This is a genomic window from Serratia myotis, assembly GCF_027474885.1.
GTDB lineage: Bacteria > Pseudomonadota > Gammaproteobacteria > Enterobacterales > Enterobacteriaceae > Serratia > Serratia proteamaculans.
Window position 1 is genome coordinate 5343058 of the sequence record NZ_CP099707.1, and the last position, 20517, is coordinate 5363574.

21 protein-coding genes are annotated in these 20517 nt (G+C 55.9%); 15 read left to right on the forward strand and 6 right to left on the reverse strand.

Annotation, left to right across the window (positions count from 1 at the left end; all coding sequences use genetic code 11):
• Positions 1–2: 2 nt before the first annotated feature.
• On the reverse strand, positions 3–1163 hold the full coding sequence (metB, locus tag NHG65_RS25095) for a cystathionine gamma-synthase (RefSeq protein ID WP_012147460.1): 1161 nt from the start codon (positions 1161–1163) through the stop codon (positions 3–5).
• Between the two features lie 317 nt (positions 1164–1480).
• On the opposite strand from metB, the gene metJ reads away from it, so the two are divergent.
• Positions 1481–1798, forward strand: coding sequence for a met regulon transcriptional regulator MetJ (gene metJ, locus NHG65_RS25100; RefSeq protein ID WP_012147461.1), 318 nt, complete (start codon positions 1481–1483; stop codon positions 1796–1798).
• Positions 1799–1876: 78 nt separating this feature from the next.
• On the opposite strand, the gene rpmE is transcribed toward metJ, so the two are convergent.
• The gene (rpmE, locus tag NHG65_RS25105; protein WP_012147462.1) at positions 1877–2092 is read right to left on the reverse strand and encodes a 50S ribosomal protein L31; all 216 of its coding nucleotides are present in this window, start codon (positions 2090–2092) and stop codon (positions 1877–1879) included.
• 198 nt (positions 2093–2290) lie between these two features.
• Between rpmE and priA the strand changes: the two genes are divergently transcribed.
• From priA to rraA, 7 genes are all read left to right on the forward strand, one after another.
• Positions 2291–4486: a primosomal protein N' gene (priA, locus tag NHG65_RS25110; protein WP_413502694.1), complete on the forward strand. Its 2196-nt coding sequence runs from the start codon at positions 2291–2293 to the stop codon at positions 4484–4486.
• A gap of 289 nt (positions 4487–4775) precedes the next feature.
• Positions 4776–5804, forward strand: coding sequence for a DNA-binding transcriptional regulator CytR (gene cytR, locus NHG65_RS25115; RefSeq protein ID WP_099063873.1), 1029 nt, complete (start codon positions 4776–4778; stop codon positions 5802–5804).
• A 65-nt stretch (positions 5805–5869) separates the two neighbouring features.
• Complete coding sequence (ftsN, locus tag NHG65_RS25120; protein WP_499182791.1) at positions 5870–6820, forward strand: cell division protein FtsN; 951 nt, start codon at positions 5870–5872, stop codon at positions 6818–6820.
• Between the two features lie 102 nt (positions 6821–6922).
• Positions 6923–7453, forward strand: a complete 531-nt coding sequence (gene hslV / locus NHG65_RS25125; protein ID WP_012147466.1) for an ATP-dependent protease subunit HslV — start codon at positions 6923–6925, stop codon at positions 7451–7453.
• 12 nt (positions 7454–7465) lie between these two features.
• Complete coding sequence (gene hslU / locus NHG65_RS25130) at positions 7466–8800, forward strand: ATP-dependent protease ATPase subunit HslU (RefSeq protein ID WP_085120017.1); 1335 nt, start codon at positions 7466–7468, stop codon at positions 8798–8800.
• 93 nt (positions 8801–8893) lie between these two features.
• Entirely contained in the window at positions 8894–9811 is a 918-nt protein-coding gene (locus NHG65_RS25135) for a 1,4-dihydroxy-2-naphthoate polyprenyltransferase (RefSeq protein ID WP_099063875.1), read from the forward strand.
• Between the two features lie 80 nt (positions 9812–9891).
• Positions 9892–10377 carry a ribonuclease E activity regulator RraA gene (rraA, locus tag NHG65_RS25140; protein WP_020837546.1) on the forward strand — a complete coding sequence of 162 codons (486 nt, stop codon included), beginning with the start codon at positions 9892–9894 and terminating at the stop codon, positions 10375–10377.
• Between the two features lie 56 nt (positions 10378–10433).
• Here rraA and zapB read toward each other — a convergent pair whose 3' ends face one another.
• The gene (gene zapB, locus NHG65_RS25145; RefSeq protein ID WP_012147470.1) at positions 10434–10673 is read right to left on the reverse strand and encodes a septal ring assembly protein ZapB; all 240 of its coding nucleotides are present in this window, start codon (positions 10671–10673) and stop codon (positions 10434–10436) included.
• A 539-nt stretch (positions 10674–11212) separates the two neighbouring features.
• Here zapB and NHG65_RS25150 point away from each other — a divergent pair.
• The 3 genes from NHG65_RS25150 (at position 11213) to glpX (ending at position 14752) form a co-directional block, all read left to right on the forward strand.
• A complete protein-coding gene (locus NHG65_RS25150; protein WP_099063876.1) occupies positions 11213–12058 on the forward strand; it encodes an MIP/aquaporin family protein in 846 nt (281 codons plus the stop codon).
• A gap of 43 nt (positions 12059–12101) precedes the next feature.
• Positions 12102–13610 (forward strand): glycerol kinase GlpK, encoded by a 1509-nt coding sequence (gene glpK, locus NHG65_RS25155; RefSeq protein WP_112349227.1) that lies wholly within the window; start codon positions 12102–12104, stop codon positions 13608–13610.
• Between the two features lie 131 nt (positions 13611–13741).
• On the forward strand, positions 13742–14752 hold the full coding sequence (gene glpX, locus NHG65_RS25160) for a class II fructose-bisphosphatase (protein ID WP_099063878.1): 1011 nt from the start codon (positions 13742–13744) through the stop codon (positions 14750–14752).
• A 32-nt stretch (positions 14753–14784) separates the two neighbouring features.
• Here the strand turns inward: glpX and emrD are convergent, their stop codons facing one another.
• Positions 14785–15969: a multidrug efflux MFS transporter EmrD gene (emrD, locus tag NHG65_RS25165; RefSeq protein WP_499182792.1), complete on the reverse strand. Its 1185-nt coding sequence runs from the start codon at positions 15967–15969 to the stop codon at positions 14785–14787.
• Between the two features lie 296 nt (positions 15970–16265).
• On the opposite strand from emrD, the gene NHG65_RS25170 reads away from it, so the two are divergent.
• Positions 16266–16889, forward strand: a complete 624-nt coding sequence (locus tag NHG65_RS25170; RefSeq protein WP_099063880.1) for a helix-turn-helix transcriptional regulator — start codon at positions 16266–16268, stop codon at positions 16887–16889.
• A 3-nt stretch (positions 16890–16892) separates the two neighbouring features.
• The gene (fpr, locus tag NHG65_RS25175) at positions 16893–17639 is read left to right on the forward strand and encodes a ferredoxin--NADP(+) reductase (RefSeq protein WP_099063881.1); all 747 of its coding nucleotides are present in this window, start codon (positions 16893–16895) and stop codon (positions 17637–17639) included.
• Positions 17640–17648: 9 nt separating this feature from the next.
• Here fpr and NHG65_RS25180 read toward each other — a convergent pair whose 3' ends face one another.
• The gene (locus tag NHG65_RS25180; protein ID WP_099063882.1) at positions 17649–18074 is read right to left on the reverse strand and encodes a DUF805 domain-containing protein; all 426 of its coding nucleotides are present in this window, start codon (positions 18072–18074) and stop codon (positions 17649–17651) included.
• Positions 18075–18272: 198 nt separating this feature from the next.
• Between NHG65_RS25180 and NHG65_RS25185 the strand changes: the two genes are divergently transcribed.
• Together NHG65_RS25185 and tpiA are read left to right on the forward strand one after the other, a co-directional pair.
• On the forward strand, positions 18273–18863 hold the full coding sequence (locus NHG65_RS25185; RefSeq protein ID WP_207980031.1) for a DUF1454 family protein: 591 nt from the start codon (positions 18273–18275) through the stop codon (positions 18861–18863).
• 127 nt (positions 18864–18990) lie between these two features.
• On the forward strand, positions 18991–19758 hold the full coding sequence (gene tpiA, locus NHG65_RS25190; RefSeq protein ID WP_085120028.1) for a triose-phosphate isomerase: 768 nt from the start codon (positions 18991–18993) through the stop codon (positions 19756–19758).
• A 65-nt stretch (positions 19759–19823) separates the two neighbouring features.
• Here tpiA and NHG65_RS25195 read toward each other — a convergent pair whose 3' ends face one another.
• The gene (locus NHG65_RS25195; RefSeq protein WP_207979980.1) at positions 19824–20435 is read right to left on the reverse strand and encodes a TetR family transcriptional regulator; all 612 of its coding nucleotides are present in this window, start codon (positions 20433–20435) and stop codon (positions 19824–19826) included.
• Positions 20436–20517 lie beyond the last annotated feature (82 nt).

Here is a 20517-nt window from a genome sequence, read left to right on the forward strand (position 1 = left end):
GCTTACCTCGTTGCCGCCGCCTGGAAAGCTCGTTCCAGATCGGCAATCAAATCTTCACTGTCTTCAATACCCACGGAGATACGCAGCAGGCTTTCGGAAATACCGGCTGCCGCACGGGCTTCTGCCGCCATACCTGCGTGGGTCATGGTCGCTGCATGCGAGATCAGGCTTTCTACGCCGCCCAGGGATTCTGCCAGAGTAAACAGCTCAAGGGCAGACAGGAAACGACGCAGCAGCGCTTCATCACCGTCCAGTTCAAAGCTGAGCATCGCGCCAAAGCCGCGTTGCTGACGACGTGCAATCTCGTGCCCAGGGTTCTGTGGCAGAGAAGGATGATACAGCTTTTTCACCAAGGGTTGCTGCTGTAAATAACTGACAATCGCATCGGCGTTTTGTTGCGCCGCCTTGATACGTGGCGACAGAGTACGCATGCCGCGCAGCAGCAAATAACTGTCGAACGCGCCGCCGGTTACGCCGATATTATTGGCCCACCACGCCAATTCCACCGCCAGATCTTTATCTTTGGCAATCACCGCGCCGGCCACCACGTCGGAATGGCCATTGAGGTATTTGGTACAGGAGTGCACCACCAGATCGGCACCCAACCCAATCGGCTGCTGTAACGCCGGGCTGAGGAAGGTGTTGTCCACCACCGTTAACGCCCCCACGGCATGGGCCGCATCGCAAATCGCCGCGATATCTACCACGCGCAGCAGTGGGTTGCTTGGGCTTTCAATCAGCACCAGCTTGGGTTTTTGCGCCAGCGCCTGCTGCAACGCCTCTTCATTCCCCTGATCGACAAAGAGTACGCGGTAAGCACCACGCTTGCTCAGGCTGTCGAACAGACGATAGCTGCCACCGTAGCAATCATGCGGTGCCACCAGCAGATCCCCGGGTTGCAGGAACACCGTGGTCACCAGGTGGATCGCCGACATCCCGCTGCTGGTCATCACCGCACCGGCGCCGCCTTCCAGTTCTGCCAGCGCCCGCTGGACCACATCACGCGTCGGGTTGCCGCGACGTGAGTAGTCATGAGCACGAGGCTGATTGAAGTCGGTGAAATTATAGGTACTGGAAAGGTGGATCGGCGGGACAACGCAGCCGTACTGTTCGTCATCGTTCAGGCCGCTACGTACGGCAATCGTGGCAGGTTTACGCGTCATAGGGTCTCTCGGCTCTCGGGATTCGGATGAATGAGGCCTAAAGATTAATCGCAGTGAAGATAGACGTCAATACATCTGGACATCTAAACTTCTTTGCGTATAGATTGAGCAAAGCCTTAATACCCGCTAAAATTATGCCAGTTTGAGATGACGATACGATGTTAACCCGGAATGCATAGGCGACGCCTATTGATCGTCCGCATTCAGTGACCCTGGTCGCGTAAAATTGACATTTATTTAGTGAGAACAGTGAAGATCGGGCATAATTGGCCGGTTTTTAGAATTTTGTAATTTTTCTGACAAATTTAAGGTGTCCCATGGCTGAGTGGAACGGCGAGTATGTCAGCCCTTACGCTGAACACGGTAAAAAGAGCGAGCAAGTAAAAAAAATCACGGTATCTATTCCGCTGAAGGTCCTGAAAATCCTCACCGATGAACGGACGCGTCGCCAGGTGAATAACCTGCGCCATGCCACCAACAGCGAATTGCTGTGCGAAGCATTTCTGCACGCCTTTACCGGCCAGCCGCTGCCGAACGACGAAGACCTGCGCAAAGAACGCAGCGATGAAATCCCGGAAGCCGCGAAACTGCTGATGCGTGAATTGGGTGTGGATCCCGATACCTGGGAATACTAAGCAGCCGGTCTGCAACTGCAGACGGTAGAAACGAAAAAAGGCGCCGAAGGCGCCTTTTTCATCTGACGATAAGAAATCTTATTTCTTAGCGCCTGGCACGCTGAAACGCTTGTTGAAGCGGTCAACGCGGCCACCGGTAGCAACATCACGCTGCTTGCCAGTGTAGAACGGGTGACATTCGCCACAAACGTCCAGGTTCAGATCGTGACCCACTGTAGAGCGGATTTTGATCACGTTACCGCAAGAGCAGTTAGCAGTAACTTCTTCGTATTTTGGGTGGATACCTTGTTTCATGGGAAACCTCAGTTAAGGCCGTGTCGCTATCCAGCCCTGTTTCGCCAGACACCACACGTGGTTGATAAAAAATTTGGTATCGAATTATACCAAAGGCGGCAAATTATACAGAATTAAAAGTACCGCGCAATCGGAACCGTACATTTGCCGGTGCGCCGTGTAAACTGATGGACTGTTTTTTTTACTCTGGATGACCCCATGCCTGTTGTTCACGTTGCTTTGCCGGTACCCCTCGCCCGCACCTTCGACTATCTGCTGCCGCAAGGCCTGCAGCCGGCTGTCGGCGCTCGCGTAGCCGTGCCCTGGGGCAAGCAACGGGCGATCGGTATCGTCACCGGCTGCAGCGAGACCAGCGAATTACCGCTCGATAAGCTCAAACCCATCGACAGCGTAATCGACCACGCCTCCCTGTTCTCCCCCAGCCTGTGGCGCATTCTGCGCTGGGCCAGCGACTATTATCATTATCCGATCGGTGAAGTGCTGTTCCACGCGCTGCCCATCCTGCTGCGCCAGGGGAAACCGGCTGAAACGGCCCCGCTTTGGCAATGGTTCGCTACCGAACAGGGCCGCGCCACGCTGCCAGAGAGCCTGAAGCGAGCGCCCAAACAGCAGCAGGCGCTGGCCGCGCTGCTGCAGCGCCCGGTCTATCGCCACCAGATCAGTGAACTGGCATTAACCGAGAGCGCCTTGCAGGCATTGCGCGCCAAGGGGCTGATCGATCTACGGGCACAGACGGTGGCTACGCAGGACTGGCGGCCCGGCTTTGAAGTGTTGGGTGAGCGGCTGCGGCTGAATACCGAACAGGCCACCGCAGTAGGTGCCATCCGCAGCGAAGACGACCAGTTTGCCACCTGGCTGCTGGCCGGGGTCACCGGCTCCGGCAAGACCGAAGTCTATCTCAGCGTGCTGGAAAACATTCTGGCCGCAGGTAAGCAGGCGCTGGTGCTGGTACCGGAAATCGGCCTGACACCGCAGACCATTGCCCGCTTTCGCGAGCGCTTCAATGCGCCGGTGGAGGTGCTGCACTCCGGCCTCAATGACAGCGAACGTCTGTCAGTCTGGCTGCGCGCCCGCAGCGGCGAGGCGGCGATTGTCATCGGCACCCGCTCGGCGCTGTTTACTCCATTCTCACGCCTGGGTGTGATCATCATCGATGAAGAGCACGACAGCTCTTATAAACAGCAGGAAGGCTGGCGCTATCACGCCCGCGATTTGGCGGTATTCCGCGCCCGCGAGGAAAACATCCCAATGGTGATGGGCACCGCCACACCGGCGCTGGAAACCCTGCACAATGTGCAATTGGGTAAATATCGCCAGCTCAAACTCACCCAACGTGCGGGTAACGCCAAACCGGCGGCGCAGCACCTGATCGATCTAAAAGGCCTGCCGCTGAAGGTGGGTCTTTCGCAGCCGTTGCTGAAAAGCATGCAACACCATTTGAAGGCCGGTAATCAGGTGATGCTGTTCCTGAACCGGCGCGGTTATGCCCCGGCGCTGCTATGCCACGAGTGCGGCTGGATCGCCGAGTGCCAGCGTTGCGATCATTACTACACCTTCCACCAGAATCATCGTCAACTGCGCTGCCACCACTGTGACAGCCAGCGTCCGGTCCCCCACCAGTGCCCTCAATGCGGGTCTACCCATCTGGTGTCGGTCGGCGTCGGTACCGAACAGTTGGAAAACGAACTGGCGCCGCTGTTCCCGGAAACCCCGATCACCCGTATCGATCGCGACACTACCAGCCGCAAGGGTTCGCTGGAGCAGCATCTGGCAGATATCCACCGCGGCGGTTCGCGCATTTTGATCGGCACCCAGATGCTGGCGAAGGGCCACCACTTCCCGGATGTCACGCTGGTAGCCCTGCTGGACGTCGATGGCGCGCTGTTCTCGGCCGACTTCCGTTCCGCAGAACGCTTTGCCCAGCTGTATACCCAGGTCTCCGGTCGGGCAGGCCGCGCCGGTAAGCCCGGAGAGGTGCTGTTGCAGACCCACCACCCGGAACACCCGCTGCTGCAAATACTGCTGCAACAAGGTTACGACGCCTTTGCCAAACAGACGCTGGCAGAGCGCAATAGCGTGTTCCTGCCGCCGTATACCAGCCATATTATTGTGCGTTCGGAAGATCACGATAACCAGCAGGCCCCCCAATTCCTGCAGCAGCTGCGCAACCTGCTGGAGGCCAGCCCGCTGAAAGACGATTCGCTGTGGGTAATGGGGCCGGTCCCGGCACTGCAGTCGAAACGCGGTGGCCGCTTCCGCTGGCAATTGCTATTGCAACACCCTTCTCGGCGGGTGCTGCAACAGATAATGAAAAGCTCCCTGCCCCTGGTCAGCACCCTGCCGCAGGCGCGTAAGGTGAAGTGGACGCTGGACATTGATCCTATAGACAGTTGAACCCAGAAAAGTCCGATTCAGTTCCTACCAGGCAAACGTTTACCCTTGAAATTGCGAGCGAACGCTAAAAAACCTTCCCAGGTCACACTTTTTATGCAAATTAGGTAACAAAGGCAGGACATATTCTGTTTAGAATGTCTGTGAAGGCAATTTTGTCACCTCTTGCAGCAGCGTGACGGAATGTTTGAACGCGGATGGCGCTAAATGATAACAACACCACCGCACGGTAAGAATTTGTGAGCAACTGAAGTAGTCGCGTTGGCATGGGGCTAACGCAAGGAGAAAGGCGTTGGAACACAAGAAAGAGTTACCCATGGCAACCATGAAAGACGTTGCCGAAATGGCGGGCGTTTCAACGGCAACCGTGTCGCGTGCGCTGATGAACCCGGAAAAGGTGTCAACGCCGACGCGTCAGAAAGTGGAACAGGCCGTGCTGGCCGTGGGCTATTCTCCTCATGCCCTCTCCCGCAATATCAAGCGTAACGAATCCCGAACCATCCTGGTGATCGTCCCCGACATTTGCGATCCGTTTTTCGCCGATGTGATCCAGGGGATCGAGCAAACCGCCGCACAACAGGGCTACCTGGTACTGATTGGCGATTGCGCTCAGCAAAACCAGCAGGAACGCACCTTCGTCAATCTGATCATCACCAAACAAATCGATGGCATGCTGCTGCTCGGTTCCAATTTGCCGTTCGATGCCAGCAAGGAAGAGCAGCGTAATCTGCCGCCGATGGTGATGGCCAACGAGTTTGCCCCGGAGTTGGAACTGCCGACGGTTCACATCGATAACCTGACCGCCGCCTTCGAAGCCGTACATTATTTGCATCAGCTCGGTCACAAGCAAATCGCCTGTGTCGCCGGGCCGGAGCAGATGCCGCTCAGCCATTATCGGCTGCAAGGTTACATTCAGGCGCTACGTCGTAATGGCATTAGCGTCGAAAGCAGCTATATTACCCGGGGTGATTTCACCTACGAAGCGGGTGCTCAGGCGCTCGCGGCGTTGATGGCACAGCCAAAACCGCCGACGGCCGTCTTCTGCCACAGTGACGTAATGGCGATCGGCGTGCTGTCGCAGGCGAAAAAGATGGGGTTGCGAGTCCCGCAGGACCTGTCTATCGTCGGCTTTGACGACATCAAACTGGCACAGTATTGCGACCCGCCGTTAACCACGGTGGCTCAACCCCGTTACCAGATTGGCCAGCAGGCAATGTTGTTGCTGTTGGAGCAGCTACACGGACAGACAGTGGCAAGTGGCTCCCGGCTATTGGACAGTGAATTGATTATCAGAGGCAGCACCGCTGCCCCTAAACGCTAGTCAAATATTTTAGGGTTCAGTAACATGACGGACTTATCCCCTCATCAGGACACAGCGGAATAATAGTGGCACAAAAAGACTATGTAAGCCGAGGGCGCGCAGCAGGAGCTAAGCGTAAAACCCCCAGCCGTAAAAAACGCAGTTCTCCGAAGGTCTCCAAAACCGTGTTGGCGCTGGCCGTCGCACTTCTGGTGATCTTTATCGGTGGCCTCTATTTCATAACGCACAACAAGCCGGATGACACTCCGCTGCTGCCTGTGCACAGCAGTCGTCCGGGCAACGGCTTGCCGCCGAAGCCGGAAGAGCGTTGGCGCTACATCAAAGAGCTGGAGAATCGTCAGATTGGCGTGCAAACCCCGACCGAACCTACGGCCGGCGGCACCACCAACACCAAGACTCAGTTGACTGCAGAACAACGCCAACTGCTGGATCAGATGCAGGCAGATATGCAACAACGCCCAACGCAGCTGAATGAAGTGCCGTATAACGACCCTTCACAGGCCGCTGCCCGTAGCCGTCTGCAGCAACAGCAACAGCAGCAGCAGGTGCAACAACAGCAGATCCAGCAGCAGGTACAGCAACCGCAGGTAGCTCAACCGCGCAATCCGTTTAACAGCGGCGCGACGACAGCACCGGTGCAGCAGCCGGCTCAGCCCAAGCCACAACCCAAGCCGCAGACGGTGACACCGCCGCCGGTGCAGGTTAAGCAGCCGAAACCTGAGGTCAAACCGGAAACCAAGCCGGAAGTGAAACAGGAAACGGCCAAGCAGGAAACCAAACCTGAGTCGAAGCAGAAGTGGATGGTGCAGTGTGGCTCATTCCGCGCAACCGATCAGGCGGAGTCCGTGCGTGCGCGTCTGGCGTTTGAAGGTATTGAAAGCCGTATCACCGCCGGCGGTGGCTGGAACCGTGTGGTGCTCGGCCCTTACAGCAGCCGGGCTGCTGCGGACAAAACCCTGTCGCGCCTGAAGGGCGTAGGCATGTCAAGTTGCATTCCCCTCTCCGTTGGGGGTTGAAAAGCGTCAATCCCCCCCCATCTATACTCTCAATATGCCTCGTAGTGTCTGTGCAAGCAGATACTGCGAGGGCTTCTTTCCGTCTTCAACGAGGGTCTGCTCGTGACAACAATTGTAAGCGTACGCCGCAACGGCCAGGTAGTGATCGGTGGCGATGGCCAGGCTACCTTGGGCAATACGGTAATGAAGGGCAACGTGAAGAAAGTGCGTCGCCTGTATAACGATAAAGTGATTGCCGGTTTTGCCGGTGGTACCGCGGATGCCTTCACGCTGTTTGAGCTGTTCGAGCGCAAGCTGGAAATGCATCAGGGTCACCTGGTGAAAGCGGCCGTTGAATTAGCAAAAGACTGGCGTACCGACCGCATGCTGCGCAAGCTTGAAGCGCTGCTGGCGGTAGCGGATGAAAACTCCTCGCTGATCATCACCGGTAACGGTGACGTGATCCAGCCTGAAAATGATTTGATTGCGATTGGCTCCGGCGGTCCGTACGCCCAGGCAGCCGCCCGCGCGATGTTGGAAAATACCGAGCTGAGCGCCCGCGAAATTGTTGATAAGTCCCTCAACATCGCCGGTGACATCTGTATTTACACCAACCATTTCCACACCATTGAAGAATTGCCTTCCAAAGCGTAAGGATCGAATACTATGTCTGAAATGACCCCGCGCGAGATCGTCAGCGAACTGGACAGCTACATCATTGGCCAGAACAAAGCCAAACGTGCCGTTGCCATTGCCCTGCGTAACCGCTGGCGCCGGATGCAGCTCAACGAGATGCTGCGTCATGAAGTCACGCCAAAGAACATTCTGATGATCGGCCCGACCGGTGTCGGTAAAACCGAAATCGCCCGTCGCCTGGCAAAACTGGCCAATGCGCCGTTCATCAAGGTTGAAGCCACCAAGTTCACCGAAGTGGGCTACGTCGGGAAAGAAGTGGATTCCATCATCCGCGATCTGACCGATGCCGCGATCAAAATGGTGCGTCTGCAGTCCATCGACAAGAACCGTACCCGCGCCGAAGAGCTGGCAGAAGAGCGCATCCTTGACGCACTGCTGCCTCCGGCCAAGAACAACTGGGGCCAGGCGGAAGAGCATCAGGAGCCGTCCGCGGCACGCCAGGCATTCCGCAAGAAACTGCGTGAAGGCCAGTTGGACGACAAAGAAATCGAGATCGATCTGGCTGCTGCGCCGATGGGCGTAGAAATCATGGCGCCTCCAGGCATGGAAGAGATGACCAACCAGCTGCAGTCGATGTTCCAGAACCTCGGCGGCCAGAAGCAGAAACCACGCAAGCTGAAGATCAAAGAAGCCTTCAAACTGCTGGTGGAAGAAGAAGCGGCCAAGCTGGTGAACCCGGAAGAGCTGAAAGAACAGGCGATCGAAGCGGTTGAACAGCACGGCATCGTGTTTATCGACGAGATCGACAAAATCTGTAAGCGCGGCGGCCAAAGCTCCGGCCCGGACGTCTCTCGCGAAGGCGTGCAGCGCGACCTGCTACCGCTGGTGGAAGGCTGTACCGTTTCCACCAAGCACGGCATGGTGAAAACCGATCACATTCTGTTTATCGCTTCCGGCGCATTCCAGACCGCCAGCCCATCAGACTTGATCCCTGAGCTGCAGGGCCGCTTGCCGATCCGCGTTGAGTTGCAGGCGCTGACCACCGAAGATTTCGAGCGTATTCTGACCGAGCCAAGCGCTTCGCTGACCGAGCAGTACAAAGCGCTGATGGGCACCGAAGGCGTCAATATTGAGTTCACCGCCGAAGGTATCCGCCGTATCGCTGAAGCCGCATGGCAGGTTAACGAAAGCACCGAAAACATCGGCGCGCGTCGTTTGCACACCGTGCTTGAGCGTCTGATGGAAGATATTTCCTATGATGCGAGTGAAATTAACGGTCAATCCATTACAATTGATGCGGATTACGTACGTAATCATCTGGATGAACTGGTAGCGGATGAAGATTTGAGTCGTTTTATCCTATAATCGCTCAATCATGTCCAGTCAGTCATCTGTGGGAGGCATTATGCCTCCCACAATTATTTCTAACGGACGCAGCCACTAACTCTGAAGCGAAAAATGAGCTCATCAACTACCACCTCCCCGGCCAGAGCCTGGCTTGAAAGTTTACGACCGCGCACCCTGCCGCTGGCCTTTGCCTCGATCGTCGTCGGTTCTGCCATTGCCGCCTGGCAAGGTAGCCTGAAGCCTGGCGTGGCACTGCTGGCACTGCTGACGGCCGGCCTGCTGCAAATTCTCTCCAACCTGGCGAACGACTATGGCGATGCGGTAAAAGGCAGCGACAAAGAAGACCGTATCGGGCCGCTACGTGGCATGCAAAAAGGCATGATCACCCAGGCGCAGATGAAACGTGCGCTGATAGTGACGGTGGTGTTGATCACTCTGGCTGGCTGTTCACTGATCGCCGTAGCCTGTGAACAACCCAGCGACGTGGTGGGCTTCCTGGTGCTGGGCGGGCTTTCTATCGTCGCCGCCATAACCTATACCGTGGGCAACAAACCCTATGGTTATTTAGGCCTGGGCGATATTTCGGTGCTGGTATTTTTCGGCTGGCTAAGCGTGGCAGGCACCTTCTACCTGCAAACCCACACCTTTGACAGCATCGTGATGCTGCCGGCCACCGCCTGCGGCCTGCTGGCTGCTGCCGTGCTCAATATCAATAATCTGCGCGATATCGAAAGCGACCGTGCCAACGGCAAGAATACCCTGGCAGTCCGACTTGGGCCGCAGAAGGCACGTTATTACCACGTGTTGCTGCTGATCGGTGCGGTGGCGTGCTTTACGCTGTTCACGCTGCTTAACCTGCATAGCCTGTGGGGCTGGCTGTTTGTCTTGGCCATCCCGTTGCTGGTCCGCCATGGCTTGCGCGTGTTGCGCGATCCGACTCCTGCCGGCATGCGACCTATGCTGGAACATATGGTTAAGGCGGCGTTGCTGGCCAATGTGTTGTTCGCTATTGGCGTGGTGCTCAGTTAGCCATCGAACTGATGATTTTGCCAACAGGGCGAATAAAGGGATATACTGGTTATTCCAGCGGCAAACAGACGTAAAATCCTATGAAATACGATACTTCCGAACTTTGCGACATCTATCACGAAGAGGTGAACGTAGTTGAGCCTCTATTCTCCAATTTTGGCGGGCGTACTTCATTTGGCGGGCAAATCACTACGGTGAAATGCTTTGAGGATAACGGCCTGTTATTCGAGTTGCTTGAAGAAAACGGCCGCGGTCGCGTCCTGGTGATTGACGGTGGCGGCTCGGTACGTCGTGCCCTGATCAACGCAGAACTGGCGCGTCTGGCAACTCAGAACGAATGGGAAGGCATCGTGGTTTACGGTGCGGTTCGTCAGGTAGACGATCTGGAAGAGTTGGACATCGGCATTCAGGCGATGGCGGCCATTCCGGTGGGTGCCGCCAGTGAGAGCATTGGCGAAAGTGACATCCGCGTTAACTTCGGCGGTGTGACGTTCTTCTCCGGCGATCATCTGTATGCTGACAATACCGGTATTATCCTGTCCGAGGATCCACTCGATATCGAGTAATCTTCAGATATGAAAAAGGGCGCCTTGGGCGCCCTTTTCGATCGTGCAATCCGGAATCAGACTTCTTCCATTTTGCCCAACAGCGCACGCAGGCGGTCTTGCCATACGTGCTGCTCTTCTTTCAGTTGCTGGTTCTCACGTACCAGCGATTCGTGGTTGCCGGAGGCAGCCTGAACTTCCTGTGAAAGAGTGTTGTTTTTGTCTTTCAGCTCTTCAATTTCCATCTGCAGCAGGGTGATGGTATCGATCGCCTGCTGAACTTTTGATTCCAATTTCTCAAATACTTCAAATGACATTCTTCAGTCCCCTCATGATAGCAAGGCGTACATCTATAGGTAACGGCCGCAACTCAGGTTGCAACTGCTGCGAATATGCATCGCGCCAAGTGACACACGCTTTTATTGAAAATAACGCGCCTGTCTCGATAAAACGCTTCTTTCGATAAAAACGATTGTAAGTAGCCTGTCCCCGACTGTCTAGCAACATCCGGCTCAACGCGCAGTCTGTTGCAATTTTCCTGCCGTCACCATCAGCAAAAACTGAAAATACCCAGGGTGCGTAAATTGATTTGTTAACGAACGGTGGCTGGAACACTGGTCAGATCACAGTTTTATGGTGCAGAAAGAACACAAAACGACGCGAATTCGCTCAATTTTATGACTCAGCACACACATTTTGATTTCGCTATTTCTCGTTTATGTTCGTTAACGATAAATTTACATCACGTCCTCAATTAATAATTGGACGAGATGAAAAAAACTGTACCCATAGGCCGGGTTGATACACACCCTGAGCCTATAAACCCACAACCGCCGTTTTGCAGGACAACAACATTATGAGCCAAACCACCAGTCCGACCCTAAAAGGCCAATGTATCGCTGAGTTCCTCGGCACCGGCCTGTTGATATTTTTTGGCGTAGGCTGCGTTGCCGCGCTGAAACTGGCTGGCGCCAGCTTCGGTCAATGGGAAATCAGTATCATTTGGGGCCTGGGCGTTGCCATGGCCATCTACCTGACCGCTGCCATCTCCGGTGCGCATCTCAACCCGGCGGTGACCATCGCGCTGTGGTTGTTTGCCTGCTTTGACGGACGCAAAGTACTGCCTTACATCGTCGCACAGATCGCCGGAGCCTTCTGCGCAGCAGCGCTGGTCTACGGGTTGTATTACAACCTGTTCTTCGACTTTGAAGCGGTCAACCATATGGTGCGCGGCAGCGACGAAAGCCTGGCCCTGGCCGGTATCTTCTCCACCTACCCTAATGCACACATCTCCGTTGGCCAGGCTTTCCTGGTTGAAACGGTGATTACCGCGATCCTGATGTGCCTGATCCTGGCGCTGACCGATGACGGTAACGGCATTCCACGCGGCCCGCTGGCACCGCTGTTAATCGGTATTCTGATTGCCGTGATCGGCGCCTCTATGGGACCATTGACTGGCTTTGCGCTGAACCCGGCCCGTGACTTCGGCCCGAAAATGTTCGCTTATCTGGCTGGCTGGGGCAAAGTGGCCTTCACCGGTGCGCGCGATATTCCGTACTTCCTGGTGCCTATCTTTGGCCCAATCATCGGTGCCTGCCTGGGTGCCTTTGGCTACCGCATGCTCATTGGCCGCAATCTGCCGTGTGATGTCTGTGTAGACGAAGAACAACCCGCCGCCAAGGCTCAGCAGCGTAAAGCGTGATTGGCACAGTTTTAAAACGGTTAACAATAGCAGGACTAAAATCATGACTGTAGAAAAAAAATACATTGTCGCTCTCGACCAGGGAACTACCAGTTCACGTGCCGTAGTGCTAGACCACGATGCCAATATTGTTGCGGTGTCGCAGCGTGAATTCACGCAGATTTACCCGAAAGCCGGCTGGGTTGAGCATGATCCGATGGAGATCTGGTCGTCACAAAGCTCCACGCTGGTGGAAGTGCTGGCAAAAGCCGACATCAATTCCGATCAGATCGCCGGTATCGGCATCACCAACCAGCGCGAAACCACCATCGTCTGGGAAAAAGAGACCGGCAAACCGATCTATAACGCCATCGTCTGGCAATGCCGCCGCACCGCCGACATCTGTGAAAAACTCAAACGCGATGGCATGGAAGAGTACATTCGTCACAACACCGGTCTGGTGGTTGACCCGTACTTCTCCGGCACCAAGGTAAAATGGATCCTCGATCACGTTGAAGGCGCCCGTGAACGCGCCAAACGCGGTGAGCTGCTGTTCGGTACCGTCGACACCTGGCTGGTGTGGAAAATGACCCAGGGGCGGGTGCATGTGACCGATTACACCAACGCCTCACGTACCATGATGTTCAACATCCATGAGCTGGACTGGGATGAACGTATGCTGGAAGCGTTGGATATTCCGCGCGCCATGCTGCCAAAAGTCCGTCCGTCTTCTGAAGTGTACGGCCAGACCAACATCGGGGGTAAAGGCGGTACGCGTATTCCTATCGCCGGTATCGCCGGTGACCAGCAGGCGGCGCTGTACGGCCAACTGTGCGTTCAACCGGGCATGGCGAAAAACACCTACGGCACCGGCTGCTTCCTGCTGATGAACACCGGCAAAGAAGCGGTACGTTCTAACCACGGCCTGTTGACCACTATTGCCTGCGGCCCACGCGGCGAAGTGAACTATGCGCTGGAAGGGGCAGTCTTCATTGGCGGCGCCTCCATTCAGTGGCTGCGCGATGAGCTGAAACTGATCAGCGATGCGGCCGACTCCGAATACTTCGCCACCAAGGTGAAAGACAGCAACGGCGTGTACGTGGTACCGGCCTTCACCGGTCTGGGCGCACCTTACTGGGACCCGTATGCCCGTGGCGCCATCTTCGGCCTGACCCGCGGCGCGAACAGCAACCACATCATTCGTGCCACGCTGGAATCCATTGCCTACCAGACGCGCGACGTGCTGGATGCCATGCAAGCCGACTCCAACACTCGCCTGCAATCGCTGCGTGTGGACGGTGGCGCGGTCGCTAACAACTTCCTGATGCAGTTCCAGTCTGACATCCTCGGTACTCGTGTAGAGCGTCCTGAGGTGCGTGAGTCGACGGCACTGGGTGCCGCATTCCTGGCAGGCCTGGCTATCGGCTACTGGAATGACCTGGATGAAGTGAAGAGCAAAGCGGTCATCGAGCGTGAGTTCCGCCCAAGCATTGAAACCACCGAGCGTAACTTCCGTTACAGCGGTTGGAAAAAAGCGGTTGCCCGCGCACAAGCCTGGGAAGAGCACGACTAACGCTTGTTTGCCCGGTTAACCCCCATCATGCGCTGCCTCCGGGCGGCGCATTTTTTTGCCCCGCCCCCGCCGCCGCGTGCTGTGATAAACTTTGCCGATATTTTCTTCCTTTCTCACAGACAGGTTTTGCCATGAAACGTGAATTAGCCATCGAATTTTCCCGCGTTACCGAAGCCGCCGCGCTGGCGGGCTATAAATGGCTGGGACGCGGCGACAAGAACGCCGCCGACGGCGCTGCGGTCAACGCAATGCGCATTATGCTCAATAAAGTGGATATCGATGGCCGCATCGTGATCGGCGAAGGCGAAATTGATGAAGCGCCGATGCTGTATATCGGCGAGCAGGTCGGCAGCGGCCAGGGCGACGCGGTGGATATCGCCGTCGATCCCATCGAAGGCACACGCATGACCGCCATGGGCCAGCCCAATGCGTTGGCAGTGCTGGCGGTGGGCGATCGCGGTACCTTCCTGCACGCCCCTGACATGTATATGGAAAAACTGGTGGTGGGCCCGGCAGCGCGCGGCGCTATCGATCTTAACCTGCCGCTGGCTGAGAACCTGAACAACGTCGCGGTCTGCCTGGGCAAGCCACTGAGCCAACTGACGGTGGTGATCCTGGCCAAGCCGCGTCACGATGGCGTTATTGCCCAGATGCAGCAGCTCGGGGTGCGAGTGTTCGCTATCCCCGACGGCGACGTGGCGGCCTCAATTCTGAGCTGCATGCCAGACAGTGAAGTCGACGTGATGTACGGTATCGGCGGCGCGCCGGAAGGGGTAATTTCTGCCGCGGTGATCCGTGCTCTGGACGGTGATATGCAGGCACGCCTGCTGCCGCGTCATCAGGTCAAAGGCGACAGCGCCGAGAATCGTCGCATCGGCGAAGAGGAGCTGGCACGCTGTAAAGAGATGGGGATTGAAGCCGGCAAGGTACTGCTGCTGGATGATATGGCGCGCAACGACAACGTGATTTTCTCCGCCACCGGCATCACCAAGGGCGATTTGTTGGAGGGGATTAGCCGTCAGGGCAATATGGCCACCACGGAAACGCTGTTGATCCGCGGCAAGTCACGCACTATCCGCCGCATCCGCTCGACCCATTATCTGGATCGTAAAGACCCGGCGCTGCACGAGTTTCTGCTGTAATTAAACAGGGCGCCGAAGGCGCCCTGTTCGTTTTATACGGTATGTCCCTGATGCTGCATCCGGTGGGACAACGGCCACCAGCACAGCAGAATCAGTAACGCCATGGCAAACATCAGCAGGCCAAGGCTAAACTGCCCGGTCTGCGGCAACATGGCGGAAAGCCAGGTCGCCAGGCCGGAGCCCATATTCTGCATGCCCCCGACCAACGCGCCAGCCGCACCGGCCAGATAGGGGAATGGCTCCATCGCCCCGGTGGTCGCCAGCGGAAACATCATACCGGCCCCGAAGAAGAACAACGCCGCAGGTACAATCAGCGTCCAGATGTTCATCACGCCAAACCACCCTGGGATCCACATCATCAGGCCCGCCAGCAGGCAACTGATCACCGAATGCCACACCAGGCTGTGGACGGTTTTACCGTCACGACCGGCATACCAGGCCCCAAAGAACGCCGCCGGAATTGGCAGAATAAACAGGATACTGACGGTCAGACCGCTCAGACCCAGCACGCCGCCCATCAGCACGCCACAGCTGGCTTCAAAGACCGCAATCCCCGCCAAAGCGCCAATCAGCATCACCAGATAGCAACTGAAGGTCCCGTCGGCCAGCAGCTTGCGGAAGCTTGCCAGCATTCGTCGTTTCTCGGTCTGCTGCGGGCGGGTTTCTGGTAGCCAGCGGAACATGGCGAAAGCCACACCGGCACAGAGTACCAACAGGAAGGCATAGCAGGCACGCCAGCCAAATACCATCGCCAATGCTCCGCCGATGATCGGCGCCAGCAGCGGGCTAACCAGAATCCCCATGTTAAGCAGGCTGTTGGCATAGCGCAGCGAGGTACCGGCATACAGATCACGCGGCATGGTTCGCGCCATCACCCCAGCCACACCGGTCCCCATCCCCTGAATGGCACTGGCGGCAACCAGCATCGTCAGGTTATTGGACAACAGCGCACCCAGAGCGCCAATCATGAAAATCATCATCCCGGCCAGGATCACCGGGCGGCGGCCAATACGGTCCGACAGCGGGCCGTAAATCAGCTGCGAGAAACCATAGGTCATCAGATAGGCCGCCATCACGCGCTGCACCGCACCGGAACGTACCGAGAAATCTTTAGCGATATCAGCGACAACGGGGACATAAATGGTTTGTGCCATCTGACCGACGGCCACTAACAGGGTAAGCATCACCAACAGGTGAAAGTTTTCTATTTTTCTCATTATCTTCGTTAACGTATTAACTCGTCACAGCGTCCCGGTATGGCCCGAAAATCAGCCAGAACGGCGAGCAGCCCTCTATGGCGGCATAAGCTAACAAATCTGATTTTTTTAGCGAGTTTCAGACAGATATTGATCTCCGTCACAGTGGCAGCAAAGCCAACCAGCCTCGTAAATTAAACTGTACGTCTACCGCTTATGGGTTAAAAATGGCAAACTTTCAATAGTTTGGCTTTAGCATTTAATCGATAATTATTTTCATCATCTTGAAATAAAATAACACCATAGGGATTGGGTTTATGAAAACAACAGAGCTGATTTTATTGCAGTTAAAAACCCTGGGGCCACATTCAGCCAAAATGCTGGCTGAGCGTCTGGACATCACCCCCATGGGTATCCGTCAGCATCTGCAATCCCTGGAGAAACGTGAGCTGGTTGATTACGAGGAAGCGCGTACCAAAGTAGGTCGCCCCACCCGTTACTGGTCGCTGACCCATCAGGGCCACGCCCAGTTTGCCAATGGCCACGATCGGCTGGCGGCGGAGATGTTGGGATCTGCCCATCAGTTGTTTGGCGCTGAAGAGGTGGAGCAGCTACTGAATGCGCGCGAAGACAAGCTTTATCAGCGCTATGCCGAACAGCTGTCAGAGGAAACCTGCCATCAGGCCAAACTCACCCGACTGGTGCGTCTGCGGCAGCATGATGGCTACATGGCCGAACTGGTTGAGCATCCGCAGGGCATGTTACTGGTGGAAAACCACTGCCCGATCGGCGTGGCGGCCACCGCCTGCAGTAGCCTGTGCAACTCGGAGCTGCAACTGTTTAACCGTTTGTTTGGCCACGGCTATCGCATAGAGCGTACTGCGCACGCTATTTCCGGTTCACGACATTGCGCTTATTTGATTCGACGATTGGAGCTTTAGAGTATGGCTGACTGGGTTAATGGCAAGGTTACGCAAGTCACGCAATGGACAGACGGGCTGTTCAGCATTACCGTCCATGCCCCCATTGCTCCTTTTACCGCCGGGCAATTTGCCAAACTGGCGCTGGAAATTGACGGCGAGCGCGTGCAACGCGCCTATTCCTACGTCAACGCTCCCAGTGACCCAAATCTGGAGTTTTATCTGGTTACCGTGCCGGAAGGTAAACTGAGCCCACGCCTCAATCAGCTGCAGCCGGGATCGGAAGTGATGGTGACCAAAGAGGCCGCCGGATTTTTCGTGCTGGAGGAAGTGCCTGAATGCGACACCCTGTGGATGTTGGCGACCGGAACCGCGATTGGCCCTTACCTGTCGATGCTGCAGGAAGGCAAAGACCTGGAGCGTTTCAAAAACCTGGTGCTGGTACATGCCACCCGCTTTGCGCGCGATCTCAGCTACCTGCCGCTGATGCAACAATTACAGCAGCGCTACAACGGCAAACTGCGCATTCAGACTATCGTTAGTCGCGAAGAAGTCAGCGGTTCACTGACGGGCCGCGTGCCGGCGCTGATCGAGGATGGCCGGCTGGAAGCAGCGGTGGGATTACCCCTCGACGCTGAAACTGACCACGTCATGCTGTGCGGTAACCCGCAAATGGTGCGGGATACCCAACAAACGCTGAAAGATCAGCGGCAGATGCGCAAGCACCTGCGCCGCAAGCCGGGCCATATCACCAGCGAGCAATACTGGTAAGCTGTTACCTCAGTCCGCGCCGAACTTCACCGGTTCGGCCGGTGGGCCAAAACGGTTGGTGTCGGGCGTGCCAACAAACGCGCCCAAATCGATCATCATCATCACAATGATCAGCGTCGGGACAAACCGCCCGACGCCCCATTGCCAGAGCGGGGCCAGCATTTGCCAGTTGCCCGCCGCCAGCAACCACGCCAGGATCAGCAACAACGCCCACCAGCCTGCTTTGTTGCGGTCGTGCAGCCGTTTCACCAGCACCGCCGCCGTCGGCCACAGCAACCCCACGATAAAGAATGCAATGGTCTGGATATCCACCAGCTCACGACTGGCCAGAGAAAAAGCCACCGCCATCAGCAGCAACCATAACACCATCCAAATCCAGAAATCACGCCGCCCAATTCGGCCCTTAAACGAAAAGCACCACTGTTGTATTGTCATTGAATCCTGCATTGTTAGCCTGCCCATATTCTGCCGTGCAGTGTAACATAGGCGCTGCAGGGCGAAGATTTCCGCCCTGCATTACGCGGAGTAACGCACAGCTTTCCTGTCAGCAAGCGATAATGGCGCGGGATCTTTGACAACCCCCCTCGGTTATCGCTTTAATCGGAGCCATCTTTGTTCTTGATGTCGTATGCCATGCTGAGAAAAACCATCGCCATCGCCTGCCTGTTGTTGGGTATCAGCAGTGCCTGGGCCGATCCGCCGGATGCCGCCGTCAGTGCGTCGCCCACCGCGCCGTACCTGCTGGCCGGGGCGCCGACGTTTGATCTGACGGTGGTAAAATTCCGCGAAAAATATAACCGCGACAACCCAACGCTGCCGATTGGTGAATTTCGTGCCATCGCAACGGCAGAAGACGACACGCCGTTGCTGACGCGTGCCGCCAGCAAGTTGAACGAAAATCTCTACGCCTCCATCGCGCTGGAAAAAGGCACCGGCAAAATCAAAACGCTGCAGATCACCCACCTGCCGCTGCAGCAGAGCAGTGAAGAAAAGGCCGCCCGCACCAGCGCCATCAGTTATATGGCCGCACTGATGCGCCAGTTTGAACCGGCGCTGACGGTGGAAAAAAGCCTGAGCAAAGTGGCTAACCTGTTGGAAAAAGGCAAAGGTTCACGCTTCTACCAACAGCAGATCGGCGCAATCCGTTATGTGGTGGCAGACAACGGCGATAAAGGGATAACTTTCGCTGTTGAACCGGTTAAGCTGGCGTTATCCGAGCCGTAACAGCTGGCTATTTAATGACGAAAAGCAAAGCCTTCGCGCTTAATCATCTCTATACTGTTGGGCAGGTAAACTGCCGGTCCGGCAGTGGTTATTTCGACTCTCGCGTTCCCTTGTTGGAGGAAAAAACATGCGTCATCCATTAGTTATGGGTAACTGGAAGCTCAACGGCAGCACTCACATGGTTAACGAACTGATCGCCGCGCTGCGCAATGAACTGAGCAGCGTTGACGGTTGTGGCGTTGCTATCGCACCACCGGTCATGTATCTGGACCAGGCCAAGCACGCACTGGCCGGCAGCCGCATTGCCCTGGGCGCCCAAAACGTAGACGTGAACCTGTCCGGCGCATTCACCGGTGAAGTTTCCGCCGATATGCTGAAAGATGTTGGTGCTCAATACATCATCATCGGCCACTCCGAGCGTCGCACTTACCACAAAGAAACTGACGCTGCGATCGCCGAAAAATTTGCCGTGCTGAAAACTGCCGGTCTGATCCCAGTGCTGTGCATCGGTGAAACTGACGCAGAAAACGAAGCGGGTAAAACCGAAGAAGTTTGTGCACGCCAGATCGACGCGGTGCTGAAAACCCAGGGTGCTGAAGCCTTTAAAGGCGCGGTTATCGCTTATGAGCCAATTTGGGCTATCGGTACCGGTAAGTCTGCTACCCCTGCGCAAGCACAGGCAGTACACAAATTTATCCGCGATCACATCGCCAAGCAGGACGCAGCCGTGGCTGCAGAAGTGATCATCCAGTACGGCGGTTCCGTGAACGACAAGAATGCCGCAGAACTGTTCACCCAGCCGGATATCGACGGCGCGCTGGTTGGCGGCGCATCACTGAAAGCCGATGCTTTCGCCGTGATCGTCAAAGCCGCTGCTGCTGCTAAAAAAGCCTGATTTCACTCGGCTTATAAATAACTTAAACGCCCTGGGCCTTGATGGCCGAGGGCGTTTTTATGTTACTAACGCGTAATAGCAGAAAATACAATGTCCAGCGCAGCCATGACATCGCGCTCGATATCGCTGACTCCGGGCTGTATCAAATGAACCCTGAGCGCCCCCACCAACGTATAACCCATGAGTGCTGCGGCTGAATTGAGGCAAAGGCCTTCACGCAGTTCCCCACTCGCCTGAGCATGCTCCAGCAGGGTGCGAAGTAACGCCATCATCCGAGTCAATTCCTCACACTGTAATGTGAGAAACCTGGCCTGATCTTGAGAAAACTCACAACGACAAGACAGAATTTCGAGGGAATGGCGCTTCGACGTATTAGCTTGTATCTCTAACAAACCACTCACCAGACAAGTACGAAGAGAGGCAATGACTTCAGTACTGGAATGTGTGAGGGCTTCGAGGTGGTCAAGCAGATCCCACTGCCCGCGCTTGAGTACGGCCTGGAGTATGTCGGTCTGCTCTCGGAAGTGCCAATAGATCGCACCACGCGTGCAATGTGCTCTATTTGCGATCATTTCCAACGTGGTACCACTGATGCCTTGCGTACGAAAGCACCATTCAGCGGCATCCAGTATCTGTTCACGCGTTTCTAACGCGGCTTCCTTTGTACGTCTAACCACATGATTTTCCTTCTGCCGTCAATGCGAAATGAGCAGGGAATACGACACATGGCTTAACAATGTGTGTATCCCCATAGATCAT

What these genes read in the sequence shown, in the direction of transcription:
- metB (WP_012147460.1), bottom strand. Translation starts at nt 1,163, where the DNA reads ATGACGCGTAAACCTGCCACGATTGCCGTACGTAGCGGCCTGAACGAT.
- metJ (WP_012147461.1), top strand. Translation starts at nt 1,481, where the DNA reads ATGGCTGAGTGGAACGGCGAGTATGTCAGCCCTTACGCTGAACACGGT.
- rpmE (WP_012147462.1), bottom strand. Translation starts at nt 2,092, where the DNA reads ATGAAACAAGGTATCCACCCAAAATACGAAGAAGTTACTGCTAACTGC.
- priA (WP_413502694.1), top strand. Translation starts at nt 2,291, where the DNA reads ATGCCTGTTGTTCACGTTGCTTTGCCGGTACCCCTCGCCCGCACCTTC.
- hslU (WP_085120017.1), top strand. Translation starts at nt 7,466, where the DNA reads ATGTCTGAAATGACCCCGCGCGAGATCGTCAGCGAACTGGACAGCTAC.
- NHG65_RS25135 (WP_099063875.1), top strand. Translation starts at nt 8,894, where the DNA reads ATGAGCTCATCAACTACCACCTCCCCGGCCAGAGCCTGGCTTGAAAGT.
- rraA (WP_020837546.1), top strand. Translation starts at nt 9,892, where the DNA reads ATGAAATACGATACTTCCGAACTTTGCGACATCTATCACGAAGAGGTG.
- zapB (WP_012147470.1), bottom strand. Translation starts at nt 10,673, where the DNA reads ATGTCATTTGAAGTATTTGAGAAATTGGAATCAAAAGTTCAGCAGGCG.
- NHG65_RS25150 (WP_099063876.1), top strand. Translation starts at nt 11,213, where the DNA reads ATGAGCCAAACCACCAGTCCGACCCTAAAAGGCCAATGTATCGCTGAG.
- glpK (WP_112349227.1), top strand. Translation starts at nt 12,102, where the DNA reads ATGACTGTAGAAAAAAAATACATTGTCGCTCTCGACCAGGGAACTACC.
- glpX (WP_099063878.1), top strand. Translation starts at nt 13,742, where the DNA reads ATGAAACGTGAATTAGCCATCGAATTTTCCCGCGTTACCGAAGCCGCC.
- emrD (WP_499182792.1), bottom strand. Translation starts at nt 15,969, where the DNA reads ATGAGAAAAATAGAAAACTTTCACCTGTTGGTGATGCTTACCCTGTTA.
- NHG65_RS25170 (WP_099063880.1), top strand. Translation starts at nt 16,266, where the DNA reads ATGAAAACAACAGAGCTGATTTTATTGCAGTTAAAAACCCTGGGGCCA.
- fpr (WP_099063881.1), top strand. Translation starts at nt 16,893, where the DNA reads ATGGCTGACTGGGTTAATGGCAAGGTTACGCAAGTCACGCAATGGACA.
- NHG65_RS25180 (WP_099063882.1), bottom strand. Translation starts at nt 18,074, where the DNA reads ATGACAATACAACAGTGGTGCTTTTCGTTTAAGGGCCGAATTGGGCGG.
- NHG65_RS25185 (WP_207980031.1), top strand. Translation starts at nt 18,273, where the DNA reads ATGCTGAGAAAAACCATCGCCATCGCCTGCCTGTTGTTGGGTATCAGC.
- tpiA (WP_085120028.1), top strand. Translation starts at nt 18,991, where the DNA reads ATGCGTCATCCATTAGTTATGGGTAACTGGAAGCTCAACGGCAGCACT.